General features: G+C 43.4%; 19 protein-coding genes. 15 read left to right on the top strand and 4 right to left on the bottom strand.

Annotated features, from left to right (window positions below; translation table 11 throughout):
- Positions 1 to 235: 235 nt before the first annotated feature.
- The 6 genes from prfA to LG330_RS15470 all read left to right on the top strand — a co-directional run bounded on the left by prfA (position 236) and on the right by LG330_RS15470 (position 6,148).
- Entirely contained in the window at positions 236 to 1,315 is a 1,080-nt protein-coding gene (prfA, locus tag LG330_RS15495; RefSeq protein ID WP_404405397.1) for a peptide chain release factor 1, read from the top strand.
- Entirely contained in the window at positions 1,302 to 2,174 is an 873-nt protein-coding gene (gene prmC, locus LG330_RS15490) for a peptide chain release factor N(5)-glutamine methyltransferase (RefSeq protein ID WP_404405395.1), read from the top strand. Before prfA ends, prmC begins: the two co-directional genes overlap by 14 nt.
- Positions 2,175 to 2,578: 404 nt before the next feature.
- A complete protein-coding gene (locus tag LG330_RS15485; protein ID WP_404405393.1) occupies positions 2,579 to 3,139 on the top strand; it encodes a stage II sporulation protein R in 561 nt (186 codons plus the stop codon).
- A 183-nt stretch (positions 3,140 to 3,322) separates the two neighbouring features.
- Positions 3,323 to 4,375: an L-threonylcarbamoyladenylate synthase gene (locus LG330_RS15480; protein WP_404405391.1), complete on the top strand. Its 1,053-nt coding sequence runs from the start codon at positions 3,323 to 3,325 to the stop codon at positions 4,373 to 4,375.
- A gap of 252 nt (positions 4,376 to 4,627) precedes the next feature.
- Entirely contained in the window at positions 4,628 to 5,140 is a 513-nt protein-coding gene (locus LG330_RS15475) for a manganese efflux pump MntP family protein (RefSeq protein WP_404405389.1), read from the top strand.
- 69 nt (positions 5,141 to 5,209) lie between these two features.
- Positions 5,210 to 6,148: a DUF5107 domain-containing protein gene (locus LG330_RS15470; RefSeq protein WP_404405387.1), complete on the top strand. Its 939-nt coding sequence runs from the start codon at positions 5,210 to 5,212 to the stop codon at positions 6,146 to 6,148.
- Positions 6,149 to 6,201: 53 nt separating this feature from the next.
- On the opposite strand, the gene LG330_RS15465 is transcribed toward LG330_RS15470, so the two are convergent.
- From LG330_RS15465 to LG330_RS15450, 4 genes are all read right to left on the bottom strand, one after another.
- On the bottom strand, positions 6,202 to 7,578 hold the full coding sequence (locus LG330_RS15465) for a family 43 glycosylhydrolase (RefSeq protein ID WP_404405385.1): 1,377 nt from the start codon (positions 7,576 to 7,578) through the stop codon (positions 6,202 to 6,204).
- 42 nt (positions 7,579 to 7,620) lie between these two features.
- A complete protein-coding gene (locus LG330_RS15460) occupies positions 7,621 to 8,439 on the bottom strand; it encodes a carbohydrate ABC transporter permease (protein WP_404405383.1) in 819 nt (272 codons plus the stop codon).
- Entirely contained in the window at positions 8,432 to 9,337 is a 906-nt protein-coding gene (locus LG330_RS15455; RefSeq protein ID WP_404405381.1) for a carbohydrate ABC transporter permease, read from the bottom strand. The genes LG330_RS15460 and LG330_RS15455 overlap by 8 nt, the downstream gene beginning before the upstream one ends.
- Positions 9,338 to 9,426: 89 nt before the next feature.
- The gene (locus LG330_RS15450) at positions 9,427 to 10,692 is read right to left on the bottom strand and encodes an ABC transporter substrate-binding protein (protein WP_404405379.1); all 1,266 of its coding nucleotides are present in this window, start codon (positions 10,690 to 10,692) and stop codon (positions 9,427 to 9,429) included.
- A 288-nt stretch (positions 10,693 to 10,980) separates the two neighbouring features.
- Between LG330_RS15450 and LG330_RS15445 the strand changes: the two genes are divergently transcribed.
- The 9 genes from LG330_RS15445 (at position 10,981) to LG330_RS15405 (ending at position 20,253) form a co-directional block, all read left to right on the top strand.
- A complete protein-coding gene (locus LG330_RS15445; RefSeq protein ID WP_404405377.1) occupies positions 10,981 to 12,171 on the top strand; it encodes a galactokinase in 1,191 nt (396 codons plus the stop codon).
- Positions 12,168 to 13,187: an aldose epimerase family protein gene (locus LG330_RS15440; RefSeq protein ID WP_404405375.1), complete on the top strand. Its 1,020-nt coding sequence runs from the start codon at positions 12,168 to 12,170 to the stop codon at positions 13,185 to 13,187. The genes LG330_RS15445 and LG330_RS15440 overlap by 4 nt, the downstream gene beginning before the upstream one ends.
- Before the next feature lie 15 nt (positions 13,188 to 13,202).
- The gene (locus LG330_RS15435) at positions 13,203 to 14,993 is read left to right on the top strand and encodes a glycoside hydrolase family 2 protein (RefSeq protein WP_404405373.1); all 1,791 of its coding nucleotides are present in this window, start codon (positions 13,203 to 13,205) and stop codon (positions 14,991 to 14,993) included.
- Between the two features lie 19 nt (positions 14,994 to 15,012).
- On the top strand, positions 15,013 to 16,020 hold the full coding sequence (galE, locus tag LG330_RS15430; RefSeq protein WP_404405371.1) for a UDP-glucose 4-epimerase GalE: 1,008 nt from the start codon (positions 15,013 to 15,015) through the stop codon (positions 16,018 to 16,020).
- A 1-nt stretch (position 16,021) separates the two neighbouring features.
- The gene (galT, locus tag LG330_RS15425) at positions 16,022 to 17,521 is read left to right on the top strand and encodes a UDP-glucose--hexose-1-phosphate uridylyltransferase (protein ID WP_404405369.1); all 1,500 of its coding nucleotides are present in this window, start codon (positions 16,022 to 16,024) and stop codon (positions 17,519 to 17,521) included.
- A gap of 63 nt (positions 17,522 to 17,584) precedes the next feature.
- A complete protein-coding gene (locus LG330_RS15420) occupies positions 17,585 to 18,592 on the top strand; it encodes a LacI family DNA-binding transcriptional regulator (RefSeq protein ID WP_404405367.1) in 1,008 nt (335 codons plus the stop codon).
- Positions 18,593 to 18,797: 205 nt separating this feature from the next.
- Positions 18,798 to 19,250, top strand: a complete 453-nt coding sequence (locus LG330_RS15415) for a low molecular weight protein arginine phosphatase (protein ID WP_404405365.1) — start codon at positions 18,798 to 18,800, stop codon at positions 19,248 to 19,250.
- Position 19,251: 1 nt separating this feature from the next.
- On the top strand, positions 19,252 to 19,692 hold the full coding sequence (rpiB, locus tag LG330_RS15410; RefSeq protein WP_404405363.1) for a ribose 5-phosphate isomerase B: 441 nt from the start codon (positions 19,252 to 19,254) through the stop codon (positions 19,690 to 19,692).
- Positions 19,693 to 19,719: 27 nt separating this feature from the next.
- Positions 19,720 to 20,253 carry a TIGR01440 family protein gene (locus LG330_RS15405; protein WP_404405361.1) on the top strand — a complete coding sequence of 178 codons (534 nt, stop codon included), beginning with the start codon at positions 19,720 to 19,722 and terminating at the stop codon, positions 20,251 to 20,253.
- Positions 20,254 to 20,288 lie beyond the last annotated feature (35 nt).

Below are 20,288 nucleotides of genomic sequence, written 5' to 3'. Positions count from 1 at the left end.
TTCTCTTTTTAGAGCAGGAGTATTAAAAAAATTGAGGATGATGGCAGCGTAAGGAAGGGACTCCGGGACGATTAGCGAGACAGCCGGGACCAAGCAAGTTGCAGACTGAGAAGGCTCAGCGTCCGCCGTCCGGAAAGCCTCCACCTGGAGCTGCTGCAAACCGTTTCAAATGAAGCTGATTTCAGTTGTGAGACAACCCGCCATCCGCTATACTAACTAAAGAGGTGAAGATATCATGTTTGATCGATTACAAGCGGTAGAAGACCGCTATGATAAATTAAATGAACTACTCAGTGATCCTGAAATTGTCAATGATACAAAAAAACTGCGTGAATACTCAAAAGAGCAATCAGACCTGTCTGAAACAGTTGAGACATACCGCCGTTATAAAGAAGTATTCGCGCAGCATAAAGACGCAAAAGAAATGCTGAATGAAAAGCTCGATGCTGATATGCGTGATATGGTAAAAGAAGAAGTAAGTGAGCTCTCAGATGAAATTGAAGCACTTGAAGAAAAGCTTCACGTACTCCTTTTACCAAAAGATCCGAATGATGATAAGAACGTAATTATGGAAGTCCGCGGAGCAGCTGGTGGAGACGAAGCTGCTTTATTTGCCGGTGACCTTTACCGTATGTACAGCCGCTTTGCTGAATCTCAGGGCTGGAAAATCGAAGTGATGGATGCGAGCACAACAGGCGTTGGTGGATACAAGGAAATCACATTCATGATTAACGGTACAGGCGCTTATTCTAAAATGAAATATGAAAACGGGGCACACCGCGTTCAGCGTGTTCCGGAAACGGAATCAGGCGGCCGTATTCATACGTCAACTGCGACTGTTGCATGTCTGCCTGAAGTAGAAGATGTAGAAGTGGATATTCACGAAAAAGATATCCGCGTTGATACATTTGCATCAAGTGGTCCTGGTGGGCAGTCTGTAAATACGACAATGTCAGCAGTACGACTGACACACGTTCCGACAGGTGTTGTCGTATCAATGCAGGATGAAAAATCACAGATTAAAAATAAAGAAAAAGCAATGAAGATCCTTCGTGCGCGTATTTACGATAAGTTTGAACAGGAAGCGCGTGCTGAATACGATGCTGTCCGTAAGTCAGCTGTAGGAACGGGCGACCGCTCAGAGCGTATCCGCACATACAACTTCCCGCAAAACCGTGTAACGGATCACCGAATCGGCTTAACGATCCAGAAGCTTGATCAGATCCTTCAGGGTAAAATGGATGAAATTATTGAGGCGCTCATTTTAGAAGAGCAATCAGCTAAAATGGAAGCGATGAATAATGGAGAAGCTTAAAATGTACGAGGCCCTTAATTGGGCTTCTTCTTATTTAGAGGATCACGACCGCGAAGCCTTTGCAGCCGAACTTTTACTGAGACACATAACAGGGCTCAACCGGACATCATTTTTTATGGAACTGAGAGAAGAGCTGTCAGAGGAACATCTGAAAGCCTTTGGTATCGCACTTGATCAGCATGTCCAGGGTGTGCCTGTTCAGCACATTATCGGTCATGAAGAATTCTACGGGAGACGTTTTCATGTAAATAGAGACGTGCTGATCCCAAGACCGGAAACAGAAGAATTAATTTTTTATATGTTTGACCGGGCGGATCGTATCTTCAAAAAGAAGAAGAAGGTTCTGGCCGTAGATGTAGGAACAGGAAGCGGTGTGATTGCGATCACCATGAAGCTTGAACGCCCGGACTGGCAGGTCACTGCAACGGATTTATCCCAAGCAGCCCTTGCAACAGCAAAAAAGAATGCGCAATCACTTGAAGCTGAAATTGAATTTACAGAAGGTGACCTCCTTCAGCCGCTTGAAGGAAAAAAGTTTGACGTTTTTCTCTCAAACCCGCCTTACATTCCACACAGTGATTTCAGCACAATGTCAGAAATCGTCACAGAACATGAGCCCCATTCTGCACTTTTCGCAGATGAAGAGGGCTTAATTCTATACAGAAAAATGAGCGAACAGCTGCCTGCACACATGAACAGACCGGGCCTTATCGGCTTCGAAGTCGGCGCAGGACAGGGAGAAACCGTGGCAGCATTACTAAGAAAAGCCTTTCCAGATGATCACACTGAAGTCATTTATGATATCAATGGTAAAGATAGAATGGTATTTTGTGAGTTAACTGATTCTAGTGTTGAATAAGTAGGCTGAAAGTTCCCGCTCCAGGCGGACGCTTTCCATGGCCGGGCGGTGAGTCAGCAGGCTTCGCCATGCTCTGTCTCACCTGTCCCTTCCTGCCATAGGAGTCGCCGCCTTACGCGGGAACTTTCAGCTGTGCAAGCATATAATTGAACAATTAATAACTTATGAGAAAATATGATTAGGATTTATTATACGCAGCGTTGATCGAAGTGGAGGGCGGCGACTCCGGGACGATTAGTTGGAAGCTGAGACCCCGCAGGCGCAGCCGAGGAGGCTTAGCAACAACCGTCCGGAAAGCGTCCGCCCGAAACGTAGATCAAACGCCAAACTTTTAATTCCTATCAATGTTTAAAACTCACAAATCTCGTCCACAATGCCCTAGTAACGGCAGGGAGGAATGGACGATGATTCAAAAAACAATGATTTTGATGATCTTACTCACAATCCTTACACCATCTACAGCATCCGGTGAAGAAAGCGACATTCGTATGCGTGTAATTGCAAATAGCGATACAGCAGAGGATCAATCAGCAAAAGAAGCGCTTTATCAATCCATACAGCCTGAAATCATTCAGCTTTTAGGTGGTCACCCTTTAACCAGGGAAGAACTGAGTGATCAACTAAATGTAAAACTCCATCAGATTCGTTTAATCGTAGAGCGGCATGCCGGAGATATAGCGCCTGAACAAACGGTGTCCACAGCATTCGAACCACATACGTTTCCTGATGGCGGCACTTATCAGACACTTGTGATTAAGATCGGCAGTGGAGCGGGTGAAAACTGGTGGTGTGCATTCTTTCCTGAAATGTGCGGGACAGTGACTTTGGAAGAAGAGAAAAATGAGGACTGTGAGAACGACTTATCCCCAGAAAAAAAAGTGTCGAAAACGGATATTAAAGTAGAATCATTTATTGTGAACTGGATTTCAGATAAATGGAACCGCTTTAGTGAAAAACGGGGATAACTACTCTTTATACACAAAGTTGTGCACAATTTTGATGAAGTTATACACAAACTGTGGATAGTTTTAACCTTTGTTCACAGGAAGATAAAAATAGTATACTATTATTCAGGACTAAATGTTGATAAACCAGCATGTCGAAATAAATCAAAATAAATCTAAAAAGTAATTTGAGAGGTGATTCACATGGAAACGATCCGCTGGACTGTGGATATCAATGTGGAAAAGAGTGAAGGTTATCCACAGATTTCTGAAGCAGCTGATTATTTACGACACGGTCATGTGGTTGCCTTTCCTACTGAAACCGTTTACGGCCTCGGAGCAGATGCAACAAGTGATACTGCAGTGCAGGGCATTTTTGATGCAAAAGGGCGCCCGTCAGATAATCCGCTGATTGTCCACATTTCAAATCCTGAATCGTTAGATGAACTTGTATCATCGATCAGCAATGATGCAACACAGCTGATTCAGACATTCTGGCCGGGCCCACTCACAATCATTTTTAACAAAAAGAATGGTGTGTTTTCAGATCTTGTAACAGCAGGACTTGATACAATCGGCATCCGCATGCCGTCACATCCTGTTGCGCTCGAACTGATCACCCGTTCCGGAAAGCCGCTCGCTGCCCCGAGTGCGAATACGAGCGGCAAGCCAAGCCCGACTTCTGCAGCGCACGTGGCCCGTGACCTGACAGGACGCATAAAAGGAATCGTCGACGGCGGTGAAACAGGCGTTGGACTTGAATCCACAGTCATTGACTGTACGGTTACACCACCGATGATCTTGAGACCAGGTGGTGTTTCAGCTGAAGAAATCGAAGCCTGTATCGGTCAGGTGCTCGTTGATCCTTCTTTGAAAAAGGAACAGAGTGTCCCAAGATCACCAGGGATGAAATACACACATTATGCACCAACCGCACCTCTTTATCTCATTAAAGGTGAAGCTGAATGGATCCAGCAGACGATCAACCGTTTTAAAGGTGAAGGGAAAAAAGTTGGCCTGCTCGCCTCTGAAGAACTCGCTGCACAGCTTACGGCTGACATTGTTGAGGTTTGCGGCAGACGTAAAGACCCTGCAACGATTGCGCGTGGGCTCTATCACGCGATCCGTTCCTTTAACGACACAGATGCAGATATCATTTTAGCTGAAGCCTTTGATGAAAAGGGGATCGGCGCAGCCATCATGAACCGTCTTGAAAAAGCGGCCGGACATAAGTGGATTAAAGAGAGCTCTTCCTGAGGGGGGGCTTTTTTCTGTTAAATGGAGGTTGAATAGATTAAGAGCCTGGTGTGATTGCTACTAATTTTGAGTGGAATGCCACAAGTTGCAAGGGTGATTGATACAACCTGAGCAGAGATTGGTACAAATAACCGGGTGTATCACTACATACTGAAAAGAAAATGCGACAACCGCCATATGCTGTTCCACAACTCCAATCATATCCCCGAGGCCCAAATCATATAATCCCTCATCAACAAAAGGGGGAGCAGTATGTGGACAATCTTTTTAGCGTTAGCGCTTGGAATGGATGCATTGTCAGCAAGCATCGCAGCAGGCGCACAGCCGGTCAGCACAAGAGCAAAATGGATCATCAGCCTCATGGTTGGTCTTTTACATATGGTTTTACCGGCAGCGGGAATGTTGATCGGTTCTTCACTGCTTGATGCGATGAACTGGTTTGGCATGCTGCTGCTCATCTTTATCGGTATTCAGATGATCTTTGCGGGCTTTAAAACGAAAAAAGATCAGCCATTGGTGCTGACTCCGCTCAAGTGGCTGGCCTTTTCGATTGCTGTCAGCCTTGATAGCTTATCAATCGGCATCACGCTTGGGATTACAGACCTTTCTGATTCACAGTCGCTCCTACTCTTCGGACTCGCAGCATTTCTCATGACCCGGATCGGTTTTGCGATTGGCAGCATTGTCACACTCACAGCAGGCAGATTCAGTGAAGTGATCGGCGGCAGCATTTTAATCGGACTCGCACTTCGCATGATTGAGTAGTATGCTGGTTTGAAAACCTGCACGGAGGCTACATTACTAGTAAAGAAGTCAGCGCCGAGGTGAACTGTGATGAAAAAGGGAACATTCAAAGGACTTGAAGCAATTATTTTAGAAAATCAGCATTTAAAAGCAGTCATTCTACCGGATTTCGGTGGAAAAGTAGCAAGTTTTTACGATAAAAAAGCGGATTATGAGTGGTTTTATCAGGCAAAAGTAGACCAGCTGCCAATGCCACATTATGGCTCTGCTTTTGGAGAGTATACCCCATCCGGCTTTGATGATCTGTTTCCGGGAGTAGATGAAGGTCCACACCCGCTAAATAACAGGAAAGTACCGGATCATGGTGAGGTTTGGTCGATGGTATGGGAGATTGACGAAAAACTTGATAATGGCGTCACACTTGAGGTGAAGAGCCCGGTTTTTCGATACATCCTTAAAAAAACGATCACACTGCTAGATGACGGTCTGGAAGTCAGATACCGGGCAAAAAATACCGGTGAAGCGCCATTTGCATATATATGGGCGCCGAGTATTTTACTGAATATGAATGAACACACGCAGATCGAAGTGCCGGAAGAATGCGAAGAAATCATCAGTATCGAACCTGACAATGAGCATCTTGGTGCATGGGGATCGCGTCATTCATTTCCGATTACGTACTCAAAAGATACGAAGGAAGAAATTGATCTTTCAAAAATGGCGCCGAAAGAAGCACAGAACGTTGAGAAATTTTACTTCGCTACAAGACTGAGCAGCGGCTGGTGCAGAGCATTACAGAAAGATATCAACAAAGCACTTTACTATTCATTTGATCCGGATAAAATTCCGTTTTTATCTGTTTTCAAAAACCATGGCGGCTGGCTCGGGGACTACAACTTCTCCCTTCAGCCATCAACAGGCATGTATGATGATGTGTATGTAGCAAATAAAATTGACCGGGTCGCGAAAATTGCGCCTGAGAGTGAGGATTTGTGGATATTTAGGATAACGGTTGAAGAGTTGAATTAAAAGAAGGTGTCCAGTTGCACGAAATTGGACACCTTCTTTTAACGAGGCTTGGTTTAATGATCCTTTATTTCAATATGATCTAAATCGAACGTACCATTTGCTACATTTAACTTAACTGTATTTTCACCCTGTTCAAGGTTTAGCTGATAAGAACTTACAGCCAGTGGTTCATTTTGTAATCCCTGATTGTTATTAAAGAACGTGAATGTGTCACCTGTATCAGTTGAACCATTTACTGTGACAGCACCATTATTTCTCCAGTAAAGGTAGAGGGAGTATTCTCCGGCTTCAGGCGCTTCAAATTGAAGAGAAAGAGATTGATCCGTTTCAGCTAAAATACCTTCATCAGTGACCTCGCCATCAGTTTCAATCATATCAGGTGTATATCTGGTAATGTTCACTGGGTCACCTGCAGGCAGCGGTAATGGTTCAGTGATGGACAAAGGTTCTCCGAAATCAGGGAAGCCATCTTCAGTGATTTCAAATGGCTGCATACGAACATTTCGTGTCCAGCCTGATCCCTGCTCTTTAGCTGCATGGTAGACAATCCAGTACTCTGAGCCATCAGGGGATTCAACAAACGAAGCGTGACCTGGTCCAAAAACATCATTACTGCTTTGGAAAACAGGCTCCTCCTGTTTTGTCCATGAATCAGGATCCAGCAGGTCGGCATCTTTTTCTGCTGTTAAAATGCCAAGCTTATAAAAATCGCTCCAGCTGCCACTTGCCGAGTAGACGATATGAATATAATCATCAGTGTAAAGGATCTGTTGACCTTCATTAATGGATGGCTCGCCACCTTCCATTTCCCAGTCATATTCAGGTCTTGAGAGCTCGACTCTGTCAGTATTTAATTCTGTAGGGCTTTCCATTCCTGCGATATAAGTATACTGACTGACATTCTCGTCACCTTCCCAGCCAGACCAGACGTAGAACAATTCTCCATTCTGGTCGATGACTGTTCCGTCAATTCCCCATTTATCAGTAGGATCTGTGATCTGTCCTACTTCAGTGTATTCTGAAAATGGATCTTCGTTCTCAGACTCAAGCACATACATTCTGTGCTCACTTCCTCCACCACTTGCCGCATAATATACGTACCATTTCCCATCAATAAAATGTACTTCCGGTGCCCAGATGTTTTGACTGTTTTCAGTTCCTGGAGTAGGTTCCCATACAACTTTTGATTCTGCATTCATCATTGAGGTGGGGCTGTCAGATTGCCAGATGGTTATATTACTGCCGGTCGTGTGCGTATAGACGTAGGTATCTTCATGCTTCGTCATCCAGGGATCAGCCCCGTCAGGTAACACAGGGTTATAAAAATCCTGGGCATATTCATTTGACTCTTGAGATTCATCTGATGAGCAGGCTGCAAGGCCAATGCCCGCTGCTAATAGTGCAATTCCTGTTATAGCGATTCTTTTCACAACATCACTCCTAGAACAAAAGCCGCTCTGGGCGGCTTTTGATTACTTAATTCCTGATTGTGTAATCCCTCTGATAAACCATTTCTGGCCGATTAAAAAGACAATTAAAATTGGGATAGTAGCTAGCGTAGTCAGCGCCATCAGTTTTCCGTAGGATGAAACAAAGCTCCCCTGTTGCATTATCGCAATACCGGTTGTAACGGTTCTCATCTCAGGGGTGTTTGTCGTTACAAGTGGCCATAGGAAATCATTATAGATTGCCATGAAAGTAAAGATTGCCAGTGTTGCAATTAATGGTCGTGCAGAAGGAATTACGACTTTCATAAAGATTTGCCATTTGTTTGCTCCGTCCATTCGTGCTGCTTCTTCCAGTTCTTTAGGAAAAGAACGGAAAAATTGATACAGCAGGAAGACACCAAATGCATTTGCCGAATAAGGCAGGATCAGTGGTGCATAGGTGTTAAGAAGTCCAAGGTTACTAAACTGCTGATAAAGCGGCAGGAAAGTAATAACCCAGGGAATCATTAATGTACTGACAAACAACGGAAATAATACTTTCTTAAACGGTACATCCAGACGGGCGAGTGCATAAGCAGCCATTGAATCAATTACGACTACAATTGCTACACCTGCAAAACCGACAAATAGTGAATTAAATAACCATCTTAGAATTGGCACGCTACTGCTGGTTAACGTGCTGGTATAATTCTCGAAAGTAAATTCCTGTGGGAAGAATGTTCCTCCTCCAATTGCTTCAAAATCTGATTTGAAAGAAGTGGAAACCATCCATACAAGCGGTATCAGAAACAAAATCGCCAGTATCGAAGCGAATACGATATTAAGGATTTTAGTTTTACGCATGGTTTTTCTCCTTTCTTTCACCAGATCTTGTTACCAGGAATTGACCAACTGAAATGACAATCATAATTAATGCCATCAGCATCGCCATTGCAGCGGCTGAGCCCATTTGTCTTAACTGGAAAGCCTGTTGAACAATACCCATTAACAGCACTTCAGTGGATTCACCAGGACCACCGCGTGTCATCAGATAAGGCTGACCGTAAACATTAAACGATGCAATTGTTGAAGTGATAACAACAAAGATCATAATTGGTCTGATTGATGGCAGCGTAATATGTAAAAACTTGTGCCAGTTTGAAGCACCATCAATATCCGCTGCTTCATAAAGCTCTTCAGGAACTTCATTCAGTGCATTAATAAAGATAATCATGTTAAAACCAATGGTCCACCACACTGTAGCAATAACAAGTGATATCCATGCAAAAGGCAATCGGGTCAACCATGGGATACTATCCATACCAAGTGAATTTAAGAATTGGTTAACAAGTCCTGAGTTTGAATCAAGCATCCAGAGCCATAATACAGCGATAACTGATACTGAGATCGCGTACGGAAGGAAATAGGCTGTTCTGAAAAAGCCGCGAATCTTTTCAGGTAAGCTGTTCACTAGCATCGCAAGACCCAGACCGATAATAACCAATAAAGGCACACTATAAATAACAAATTGTGCAGTATTTTTCAGTCCATTTAAAAATACACGATTTTCAGGTGTGCCAGATGTGAAAATGGCTGAGTAATTTTCCAGACCTATGAATGGATGGATAGGAGAAATTAAATTCCAATCATGAAAACTAATGTAGATCCCGTAAACTAAAGGAACGACTAAAAATAAAGTAAACATGATCAGATATGGAAGTACAAATAGAAAAGATGTAAAACCCGATGCTTTTGACTTCATATCAAAACCTTCTTTCTTTAAAGCTAGTTTAAAGTAAAAGGTAAGAGCGGGCATAAGCCCTTCCTCTTACCTTTTTACTTTATTGCTCGTTATTGCAGACTTGATTGTGCATCCTGAGCTGCTTGCTCAAGAGCTTCTTGTGCGTCTCTCTGGTTAAGAAGTACTTCGTTTACAGCGCTGAATAGTGGATCAGACACTGGTCCCCAGTTTTCAACGTTTGGAGAGAACTGTACATATTCGAATTGCTTTGCTACTTCAGGCTGCTGCTTCATTTCATTGAATTCATCGCTTTCATAGACAGCTTTAGATGCCGGAGCCTGTCCAGACTCAGCCCAAGCCATACCATTTTCATCTACATAGTTAAGGAAAGTTGTGATTGCTTCAATTTTAGCGTCATCCTGAACAGTTTCAGGAATTACAAAGTTATGTGAGTTAGCAAAAACAGCCTGCTGCTCAGTTCCAAGCTGAGGCACCGGTGCTACACCATAGTTCATACCTGACTCTTCAAACTGATTCATCATCCATGGACCGTTCATATGCATTGCTGAATTCCCCTGAAGGAACAATGTCAGCTCACCATCCTGCTGGATATCTGCTGGTGATACTTCATGCTCATAGATTAGAGAGTGAAGAAACTCAAGTGCTTCAACTGCTTCGGGTGAATCATATTGTACTTCGCCGTCATCAGTGATCAGCTCACCGCCATTTTGATAGACAATTGATGGGAAGATGAATTGTTGAGGCCAAAGTGTTGGTACTGCAAATCCATATTGTCCTTCATCAGCATTTGTTGTTGCGATCGCTGCTTCAAGGAACTCTTCACGATTTGTTGGTGGAGCTTCCGGATCAAGTCCAGCCGCTTCAAACAGATCTTTATTGTAATAGAACATAAGCGGGTGAATATCTAATGGAACGCCATAGATAGAACCATCAACTTCTGCACCTTCCCAGGCAGTCGGGTGATAATTTTCTCTATCGATCTGATCACCGACAATGTCATCAAGATTTTTAATAATATTCTGGTTTGCATATGTCATAATCTGATCACCGTGCATGATCATTACATCTGCGCCTTCCTGCTGACCGCTAAGAGATAAGTCAAGGGTAGTGTAATATTCTGACTGTGGAACGATTTGGAAATCTACTGAAACTTCGTCTTGTGAATCATTAAATTCATTTACAATCTGCTCCATATTAGGACCGTCTGCGCCTGAAAATGGTGCCCAGAATGTAATTTCCTGAGTGCCGCTGCTACCTTCACTGCTGCCTTCGTTTGATGTGTCATCGCCTGAACATGCTGCCAGTACGGATGCCACTGCTAAACCTGATGCAACTGTAAGTAAAGACTTTTTCATTTGAAAATCCCCCTCAAGTTAAAAGTTTAGTTAACAATCGTTTTATTAACTAAAACAAATGTTAACTAAAAGCGCTTACATTGTCAACTTTATTTTTCATTAATTTAATAAGAAGGTAATAAAAAATGCTATAAATGGCTATTTTAATAAGTTTTTTATTAAAATAAAACAAGTTTATTTAGTAAAAATTTATTTAAATTTACGTTGACTTTTACTAAAATTAAATTATAATTATGAGTATATTTAATTTACTAATTAAGAAGTAATTTAAGAGAAGGAGGATGGAAGATGAATGTATACGACTTAAAACAGTCTTTTATCTCTATATTTAATGAATCACCTGAACGTTTGTTTTTCGCACCAGGGAGGATCAACCTGATCGGGGAACATACGGATTACAATGGAGGAAAAGTATTTCCGCTCGCAATTACATATGGAACTTATGCCTATGTAAAGCAGCGTAAAGATAAAAAGATCAGATTTGCATCTAAAAACTTTTCTAAATCCGGGATCATTACAGCCTCACTTGACCACCTTGAAAAAAACAATGAAACCGAGTGGGTGAACTATCCGATCGGGGTAATACACTTCCTCAAAGAAAGCGGTTACAACATTGAAGATGGTTTTGATGTTTTGTTTGAGGGCAACATTCCAAATGGTGCAGGTCTTTCTTCTTCTGCCTCAATAGAGATGGCAACAGGCGTTATGGTAAGAGAGCTGACCGGGTTATCAATTTCACAGGTTGAGCTGATCAAATTATGCCAGCGAGTTGAGAATGAATTCATCGGGGTAAACAGTGGAATCATGGACCAATTTGCAATTGGGATGGGGAAGCTGGGACAGGCGATTTGGCTTGATTGTGATACGCTGGAATTTGAATACGCTCCAATTGAATTGGAACACGAAAAAATTGTCATTATGAATACCAATAAAAGAAGAGAACTTGCTTCTTCAAAATATAATGAACGCCGTGCTGAATGTGAACAGGCCTTAAAGATCATACAGACGTACACAGAAGTTGAGAGTCTTGGTGAGCTTTCAGTTGCACAGCTTTCAGATGTAAAGAACTGGCTTGATGATTTGCTTCTATATAGAAGAGTCAAACATGTTGTGACAGAAAATGAGCGTACCAAACAGGCTTACGTATCTTTAAAAGCAGGGGATCTTGAGCAGGTAGGCAGATTGATGAATGATTCACACCAGTCATTGAAAGAAGATTATGAGGTGACTGGGGAAGAACTTGATACATTAGCTGAATTTGCTCAGACTCAGACTGGGGTAATTGGTGCGCGTATGACAGGAGCGGGCTTTGGCGGGTGCGCAATCGCTATTGTTAAAACTGATGACGTTGAAGACTTCATTAAAAATACGAGAAGACATTATCAGGATCGTATTGGTTACGGACCGGACTTTTATGTTGCTTCAGTTGGAGACGGGGCAAAAGAAATAAACATTAAGGGAGCTGAACAGACAAGATGATTTCAAAGAACGAAATTGCACAGCATCATGGACAGCCGATTATTAAATATACAATCCAAAACGACAATGGTGTACGTTTATCAGCACTGAATTATGGCTGTATTATTACTGAATGGATTACGCCGGATAAAGACGGACAGAAAGAAAATATTGTCCTTGGATATGATGATTTTTCAAGATACTTAACGGATTCACCGTACTTTGGAGCCATTGTCGGCCGTTTTGCAGGCAGAATCGAGAATGCTGCATTTACATTGGAAAATGAAACCTATACCCTTGCAAAAAATGATGGTGAAAACTCACTGCATGGAGGGGAACAGGGGTTTGATAAAAGAATATGGACAGTTACTGAAACAGGAAATACTTTAATGTTCAATTTGACAAGCCCCCATTTAGAAGAAGGGTTTCCTGGAGAGCTGAACATTCAGGTGAGTTACACACTGACAAATAATGATGAACTCAAAATCAGTTATGAAGCAACAACTGATCGGAAAACAATTATAAATTTGACGAATCATACTTATTTCAACCTGACTGGTACACTTGATTCTGTTTTAGGTCATGAACTGCAGATCCCGGCAGATGCTTACCTTCCATTAACCGAAAACCTGATTCCAACAGGAGAAAAAAGAAATGTAGGAGGTACTGCTTTTGATTTCCAAAAACCGAAAAAACTGGCAGATGCACTGGACCTTCAGGATGAGCAAATTAAAATAGGTGGCAACGGTTATGATCACCCTTTTCTCTTAAATAAAGGAATCATTCAGCTAAGTGAACCTTCAAGCAGAAGACGTCTGGTAATTGAGACAGATCAGCCTGCTGTTGTATTTTATGCAGGAAATCATCTTGGAGCCGAAGGGGAAATGCGCGGTCAGAAAATTAAGCCTCATTCAGGAATGTGCCTGGAAACTCAAGGGCTGCCGAATGCAGTAAATGAACCTTCTTTCCCGACATGTGAATTGTCACCAGGTGAAAAATACAGCTCTGAAACAGTTTATCGACTAACTACATACTAAAAGGAGTGACAAAGAATGAGAACAGAATATCCTCGTCCACAATTTGTGCGACCAGACTGGCTTAACTTAAATGGAGAATGGGATTTCGCTTTTGATGATCAAAACAAAGGACTGAAAGAAAAGTGGTATCTGAACAACGAAGCGTTTAATAGGAAAATCCAGGTGCCATTTGCTTTTCAAACCGAATTAAGTGGCATTCATGATAAGACATTTCATGATGTTGTCTGGTATCAGCGAAAAGTGGAAGTTCCATCCGACTGGAGTGGCAGGAAGATGATTCTCCACTTTGGCGCTGTCGACTATCAGGCAAAAGTTTATGTAAATGAAGAACTTGCAGGTGAGCATACAGGTGGTCACACGTCTTTTTCTTTGGATATTACCCATTTAGCAGGTGAAGAGGCAGTCATTACTGTACGTGCTTATGATCCTTCAAAGGATGAAACCATTCCAAGAGGCAAACAGTTTTGGAAAGAGGAAATTGAATCAATCTGGTACACAAATACAACAGGCATTTGGCAGCCAGTGTGGCTGGAGGCGGTATCTGAAGCCTCATTGGATCATGTGCGCTTAACGCCGGATCTGGATAAAGGAGATGTACAAGCTGAATTCAACTATTCAGATGCTGCGATTGGTAAGTGGGCTGATATCTCCATCTCGTTTAAAGGTAAATCCATCATTCAGGCAAGGTTCCTAATCAACGAGTGTTATGAAAAGCGTACTTTCAATGTGCTGGGTCAGCATATTTTTCATACGGGCTTCCATCATGAAGGTATGACGTGGTCGCCTGAAAATCCACAACTATTTGATATGACTGTAAAAATAATGGATGAATCAGTAGTTTATGATGAGGTAGGCACGTATTTTGGTATGAGAAAAATCCATACAGAGGATGGCATGGTGTATTTAAATAATAAACCTTACTACCAGCGACTCGTACTTGATCAGGGATACTGGAGAACAGGGTTATTAACAGCGCCTGATGACAATGATTTCAAACGTGATATTGAACTGGCAAAAGAGCTTGGCTTTAATGGCTGCAGAAAACATCAGAAGGTGGAAGATCCAAGGTTCTTATACTGGGCAGACCAGCTCGGCTTTCTGGTTTGGGGAGAATGTGCAGCGTCCGCCTTCTATTCCGAAAAAGCTGCAACACGTCTTGTAGAGGAATGGTCTGAAATCATTGAGCGGGACTACAACCACCCGTCGATTGTTGCGTGGGTTCCTCTAAATGAGAGCTGGGGTGTGCAAATGATCAGATCTGACAGTAAACAGCAGCATCATTCTCAGGCACTATATCACCACCTGCATTCACTGGACAATACCCGCCTTGTAGTTGGTAATGATGGATGGGAGCAGACGGTAACGGATATATGTGCGATTCATAACTATAATCATGGCAGTGATGATGAAAAAGCAAAAAGTACTCATTTTAAAGAAGAGCTCAGCACAAAAGAAAACCTTCTTTCTTCACAGCCGGCAAAGCGTAAAATCTATGCTAACGGCTTCAGTCATCGGGGAGAACCAATTCTGTTAACAGAGTTTGGAGGTATTGGATTTATGACTGGTGAAGACAATGGATGGGGCTATACATCAGTTAAAGATAAAAAAGCGTACGTTGCAGATTACAAGCGCATCATGGACGCGGTCTATCATTCTGAAGCGCTTCACGGCTATTGCTACACTCAATTGACAGATGTTGAGCAGGAGATTAATGGTATATTAACCTATGATAGAGAGCCAAAATGCAGCATTGAAGAAATCAGAGAGATCAATCTGCAGTGGCATAACGAGATCAAATCTAAATAGCCGATAAGGAGTGTTTTAAATGGCAGTACTTGTCACAGGTGGAGCGGGCTACATTGGAAGCCATGCAGTATTAGCATTAAAAAGAAAAGGGTTTGATACAGTCATCGTTGATAATCTCCAGACTGGTCACGGCGGCGCAGTTAACCGTGACGACCATTTTTATAAAGGTTCTCTTCATGACGGGGAATTCCTTGATAAGGTATTTACGAAGCACAAAATAGATGCAGTCATTCATTTTGCTGCGAGTTCTCTGGTAGGAGAAAGTGTACAGAACCCTTTAAAGTACTATGAAAATAACGTAGGCGGTGCAATCTCACTGCTTCAGGCAATGGAGCGACATGGCGTGAACAAGCTCGTCTTCTCTTCAACAGCCGCAACTTACGGTGAGCCGGAAACTGAATTACTCACTGAAGAAGACCCAGTGTCGCCAACTAACCCTTACGGTGAAACCAAGCTTGCCGTTGAAAAGATGCTGAAATGGGCGAGTGAAGCATACGGCATTCATTCGATCGCACTCAGATATTTTAACGTTGCAGGCGCGGATCCTGAAGGTTTGAGAGGGGAAGATCATGACCCTGAAACACACCTGATTCCGATTATTCTGCAGGTGGCACTCGGACAGCGCAATCATATCAGCATTTTCGGTACAGACTATGCAACGCCAGATGGCACGTGCATCCGCGACTACATTCATGTTAGTGACCTTGTAGATGCGCATCTGCTTGCGCTTGAAAAACTTGAATCAGATCCTGAGACGACTGTATTTAACCTAGGAAATGGCCAGGGCTTCAGTGTAAAAGAAGTGATCGACACGGCGCGTAAAGTAACTGGCCACGACATTCCTGCAAAAGAAGAAGCACGCAGAGCAGGAGACCCTGCAAAGCTTGTTGCTTCTGCTGAGAAAGCAAGGAATATCTTGAAATGGAACCCGGTTTATACGAACCTTCATGACATTATAGAAAGCGCATGGAAGTGGCATGAAACACATCCTCAAGGGTATAACCAGGAGACCCGGAAAGGAGGCTAACATGATTTCATTACAAATTGAACGCCTGCTGCAGTTTGCTGTTCAAAAGCAAATGGTTGAACAGGCAGATATTGATTATGCCAGAAACAGAATCCTTTCACTGCTGAAGCTGGATGCACCTGAAGAAACAATCGTTCCCGATGAGCGGCTTGAAACGCCAGTGCCAGTGTTAAATGAAATACTCAGCTGGGCTGAAGCAGAACTGAATGTAACCAGCATTACTGAAAAAGATCAGCTCGATGCAGCGATCATGAATTGCCTGATGCCGAGACCGTCTGAGTTGAATCATACCTTTCTATCTCTTTACCAGGACAATCCTGAAAAAGCGACGCAGCATTTTTATGAGTTATCACAAAACGCGAACTATATCCGGACAGACCGGATCGCTAAGAATGAAAGCTGGATTGCAGGGACCCCTTTTGGTGATCTCGAAATTACGATCAACCTTTCAAAGCCTGAAAAAGACCCTGCAGCGATTGCAGCTGAGAAACAGGCGAAAAGTGTAGGTTACCCATCCTGCTTACTATGTAAAGAGAACGTCGGCTATGACGGCAGAGCAAACCATCCTGCGAGACAGAATCACCGTATTATTCCAGTTACACTTGAGGACGAGCAGTGGTATTTCCAGTATTCGCCTTACGTGTATTATAAAGAGCATGCAATTGTTCTGAGTGAAGAACATAAGCCGATGAAGGTATCTAAAGAAAGCTTTGACCGTCTGCTTGCTTTTACCGAGCAGTTCCCGCATTACTTTGTCGGCTCGAACGCAGACCTGCCGATTGTCGGGGGATCCATTTTGAGCCACGATCATTTTCAGGCGGGGCATTATGAATTCCCGATGGCAGTCGCACCTGTCACTGAGACTTTTACGTTTAAAGGTTATGAAAACGTTGAGGCTGGCATTGTAAAATGGCCAATGTCTGTCCTGAGATTAAGAGGAACAGATCGTTATGAACTTTCAGCGCTTGCCGGTAAAGTGCTGGACAGATGGAAACGCTATGAGGATCCGCTGGTGGAAGTGCTGGCATTTTCAGATGGAGAGCCTCACAACACGATCACGCCAATCGCAAGAAAGCGCGACGGCAAATTCGAAATCGATCTGGTATTGCGGAATAACCGAACGACTGAACAACATCCGGGTGGAATTTTCCATCCGCATGAAGAGCTTCATCATATTAAAAAAGAAAACATCGGCTTAATTGAAGTCATGGGATTAGCCGTGCTGCCGGGCAGATTGAAAGAAGAGCTTCAGTTGACTGCGGGTTACCTTGCAGATAAAGATATGACTGGTTTAAAGCAGGATGAACGGACAGCGAAGCATGCAGAGTGGGCGGAAAAAATATTGACTGCAAGATCACCATCTTCTGAAAACATAACTGAGATTATTAAAAATGAAACAGGGAAAGTATTTGAAAGAGTACTTTCACATGCAGGAGTGTTCAAGCAAAATGAACAGGGACAGGAAGCATTTAGAAAATTCCTGATTTCAATAAATGACTAAAACCTCTTGATGGAATCACGTATAATAGAAAGTAAATGTCCTGAAAAATGAATGGGTGGTAAAATGGCAACTTTAAAAGATATTGCAACAAAAGCGAATGTATCTCTGGCAACAGTCTCCAGGGTACTCAATAAGGATGAAAGTTTATCAGTTGCTCATGAAACAAAGCAGCGAATCCTTCTAATTGCTGATGAGCTCAATTATCAACCTGGCAAACGTAAGGTTGTAAAGAAGAAGACTACGCTTAGAATGGGTCTCGTCTACTGGTATTCAAAAGAGCAGGAAATGGAAGATCCTTATTATCTTTCAGTGCGTCTTGGTGTAGAGCGTACATCTTCAGAACGCGGGATTGAAATCGTAAAATACTACAAAAACGATCTCCAATTCAGATCAGCCGGAGAAGAAAAGCTCGATGGTATGATCGCAATTGGAAAGTTCAGTTTATCTGATATTGATCTATTCAAAAAATTGACAGATAAACTGGTATTGGTAGATTTCACCCCAACTTCAAATGTTGATTCAATTGTAGTCGACTTCCGCTCTGCCATGATCGATGTCCTCAGGCACCTGATCGATCTGGGCCATGAGCGTATCGGCTATATCGGAGGACATGAATATGTTCAGGATAATGAAATGGTCAAAGACGAGCGGGAAACGACTTTCTTCGAATACCTGTCTCTCTATCATACATTTTACCCTGAATATATCTGGACCGGAAAGTTCACGGCAGCAGACGGCTACACGCTGATGAAAGAAGCGCTGAAGCAAGGCAACGGACCATCCGCCTTCATTATGGGAAGCGACTCCATGGCAATCGGAGCCATGCGCGCACTTCATGAAAAAGGCGTCCGCGTCCCGGAACAGGTATCAGTCGTCGGCTTCAATGACATCGAGATGTCACGCTACCTGCAGCCGTCACTCACAACCATCCAGGTCCACACCGAATACATGGGTGAAGCAGCCGTCGACCTCCTGCTCGAACAGCTCTCATCCAAACGCAAAATCGCCAAAAAAGTCGTCCTACCAACCACCCTGCTGGTACGTGAAAGCAGCGGACCGTTAAAAAAGTGATGATGATGAACCCGGGTTTGGGATGACCCGGGTTTTTTGGTGCGATACAGCGGGGACGGAGGTTGCTGTATCTTTTATACAGAATATGGTAAAGTGATACATCACCTCCGTCCCCGCTGTATCACAAAACACTCCCAAAAAGAAAAAGTGTCTAAAATGTGATAAGCTAAGGGGGAAGTGAGAATCCTAAAAAGGGGTCGGTTTCATGAGGATTTTATTTATTTGTACAGGGAATACTTGCCGCAGTCCGATGGCTGAAGCAATTTTAAATCATAGAGATGAACCGCATATTGAGGTACGTTCTGCCGGGCTTTTTGCGATGGAGGGCGGAATGGCGTCACACAATGCGCAGCAGGTACTTGAGGAAAACGGTCTGACGCATAATCACCGCTCTCATTCAGTCACACAGTCTGATGTGCACTGGGCGGATTATGTATTTGCAATGACAAGCTCGCATAAGGCAATGCTGATGGAACAATTTCCGTTTGCAGCGGATCGCATTTTTACGCTGAAGGAATTTTCTTCAGAACGCGGACTTGATGTGTCAGATCCGTATGGCGGTTCGGTGGAAGTATACCGTTCCACATTTAACGAGTTAAACAGATTAATGGATAGCATGCTGAAAAACCTTAATAAACAGGAACAGGGAGGATTTTAATATGAAAGTCGCATTAGCATCTGATCATGGTGGTACGAATCTGCGCAAGGAAATGGCAGATCTTTTAACAGAATTGAACATTGAATTTGAAGATTTCGGCTGTGACTGTGAGGGATCTGTTGATTACCCTGATTACGCACTGCCGGTTGCTGAAAAAGTGGCATCAGGCGAATTCGACCGCGGGATTCTGATCTGTGGGACAGGCATTGGTATGAGTATTGCAGCGAACAAAGTAAAAGGTATCCGCTGTGCGCTTGTTCATGACACATTCAGTGCAAAAGCAACGCGCGGACACAACGATTCCAACATGCTTGCAATGGGTGAGCGTGTGATCGGACCGGGCCTTGCACGTGAAATCGCTTCGATCTGGCTGCAGGGAGAATTCGAAGGCGGCCGTCATGAGAATCGTATTAATAAGATGAGTGAGTATGAAGCAAAATAATCATTTCTTCAGAAAGAAGGGCTTGCAATGAATCAGGAGTTGCTGTCAATCCTTGAGGAATACCAGGAGCAGGCTTCGCTAAAAGAGGGTCAGCTTTTTGTCATCGGCTGTTCAACCTCTGAAGTCATCGGCCGTAAAATTGGTACGTCAGGAACAGATGAAGTCGCTGAATCGCTTTATAAAGCATTTGAGAGATTTTCAGCAGATACAGGTCTTCATCTTGCATTTCAGGGCTGCGAGCACATCAATCGTGCACTGATCGTGGAGCGTGAAACGGCTGAGCGATACGGACTTGAAGAAGTCACAGTTGTCCCTGTGCGAAAAGCAGGCGGTGCAATGGCGTCATATGCATATCGTCATATGAAAGATCCTGTTGCAGTTGAACGCATTCAGGCGCACGGCGGTATTGATATCGGCGACACGCTGATTGGCATGCACCTGAAGCCTGTCGCTGTTCCAGTTCGCGTCGCAGCAAAATCACTGGGTGAAGCACACATCACACTGGCGCGCACCAGACCGAAGCTGGTTGGCGGTGCACGGGCAGTATATGAACTTGAATAAATGGACAACCGGTCTTTTAGAGGCCGGTTGTTTTT

It is taken from the genome of Jeotgalibacillus malaysiensis (genome assembly GCF_044789845.1).
Classification (GTDB): Bacteria; Bacillota; Bacilli; order Bacillales; family Jeotgalibacillaceae; genus Jeotgalibacillus; species Jeotgalibacillus malaysiensis_A.
The sequence above is the reverse complement of the archived record's forward strand: the minus strand, read 5'-3'. Positions and strand labels throughout refer to the sequence as shown.

Coding starts and splice junctions, on each gene's coding strand:
- galT (WP_404405369.1), top strand. CDS start 16,022: ATGATTTCATTACAAATTGAACGCCTGCTGCAGTTTGCTGTTCAAAAG.
- prmC (WP_404405395.1), top strand. CDS start 1,302: ATGGAGAAGCTTAAAATGTACGAGGCCCTTAATTGGGCTTCTTCTTAT.
- prfA (WP_404405397.1), top strand. CDS start 236: ATGTTTGATCGATTACAAGCGGTAGAAGACCGCTATGATAAATTAAAT.
- LG330_RS15435 (WP_404405373.1), top strand. CDS start 13,203: ATGAGAACAGAATATCCTCGTCCACAATTTGTGCGACCAGACTGGCTT.
- LG330_RS15485 (WP_404405393.1), top strand. CDS start 2,579: ATGATTCAAAAAACAATGATTTTGATGATCTTACTCACAATCCTTACA.
- rpiB (WP_404405363.1), top strand. CDS start 19,252: ATGAAAGTCGCATTAGCATCTGATCATGGTGGTACGAATCTGCGCAAG.
- LG330_RS15415 (WP_404405365.1), top strand. CDS start 18,798: ATGAGGATTTTATTTATTTGTACAGGGAATACTTGCCGCAGTCCGATG.
- LG330_RS15405 (WP_404405361.1), top strand. CDS start 19,720: ATGAATCAGGAGTTGCTGTCAATCCTTGAGGAATACCAGGAGCAGGCT.
- LG330_RS15420 (WP_404405367.1), top strand. CDS start 17,585: ATGGCAACTTTAAAAGATATTGCAACAAAAGCGAATGTATCTCTGGCA.
- LG330_RS15445 (WP_404405377.1), top strand. CDS start 10,981: ATGAATGTATACGACTTAAAACAGTCTTTTATCTCTATATTTAATGAA.
- LG330_RS15470 (WP_404405387.1), top strand. CDS start 5,210: ATGAAAAAGGGAACATTCAAAGGACTTGAAGCAATTATTTTAGAAAAT.
- galE (WP_404405371.1), top strand. CDS start 15,013: ATGGCAGTACTTGTCACAGGTGGAGCGGGCTACATTGGAAGCCATGCA.
- LG330_RS15455 (WP_404405381.1), bottom strand. CDS start 9,337: ATGAAGTCAAAAGCATCGGGTTTTACATCTTTTCTATTTGTACTTCCA.
- LG330_RS15480 (WP_404405391.1), top strand. CDS start 3,323: ATGGAAACGATCCGCTGGACTGTGGATATCAATGTGGAAAAGAGTGAA.
- LG330_RS15475 (WP_404405389.1), top strand. CDS start 4,628: ATGTGGACAATCTTTTTAGCGTTAGCGCTTGGAATGGATGCATTGTCA.
- LG330_RS15460 (WP_404405383.1), bottom strand. CDS start 8,439: ATGCGTAAAACTAAAATCCTTAATATCGTATTCGCTTCGATACTGGCG.
- LG330_RS15440 (WP_404405375.1), top strand. CDS start 12,168: ATGATTTCAAAGAACGAAATTGCACAGCATCATGGACAGCCGATTATT.
- LG330_RS15450 (WP_404405379.1), bottom strand. CDS start 10,692: ATGAAAAAGTCTTTACTTACAGTTGCATCAGGTTTAGCAGTGGCATCC.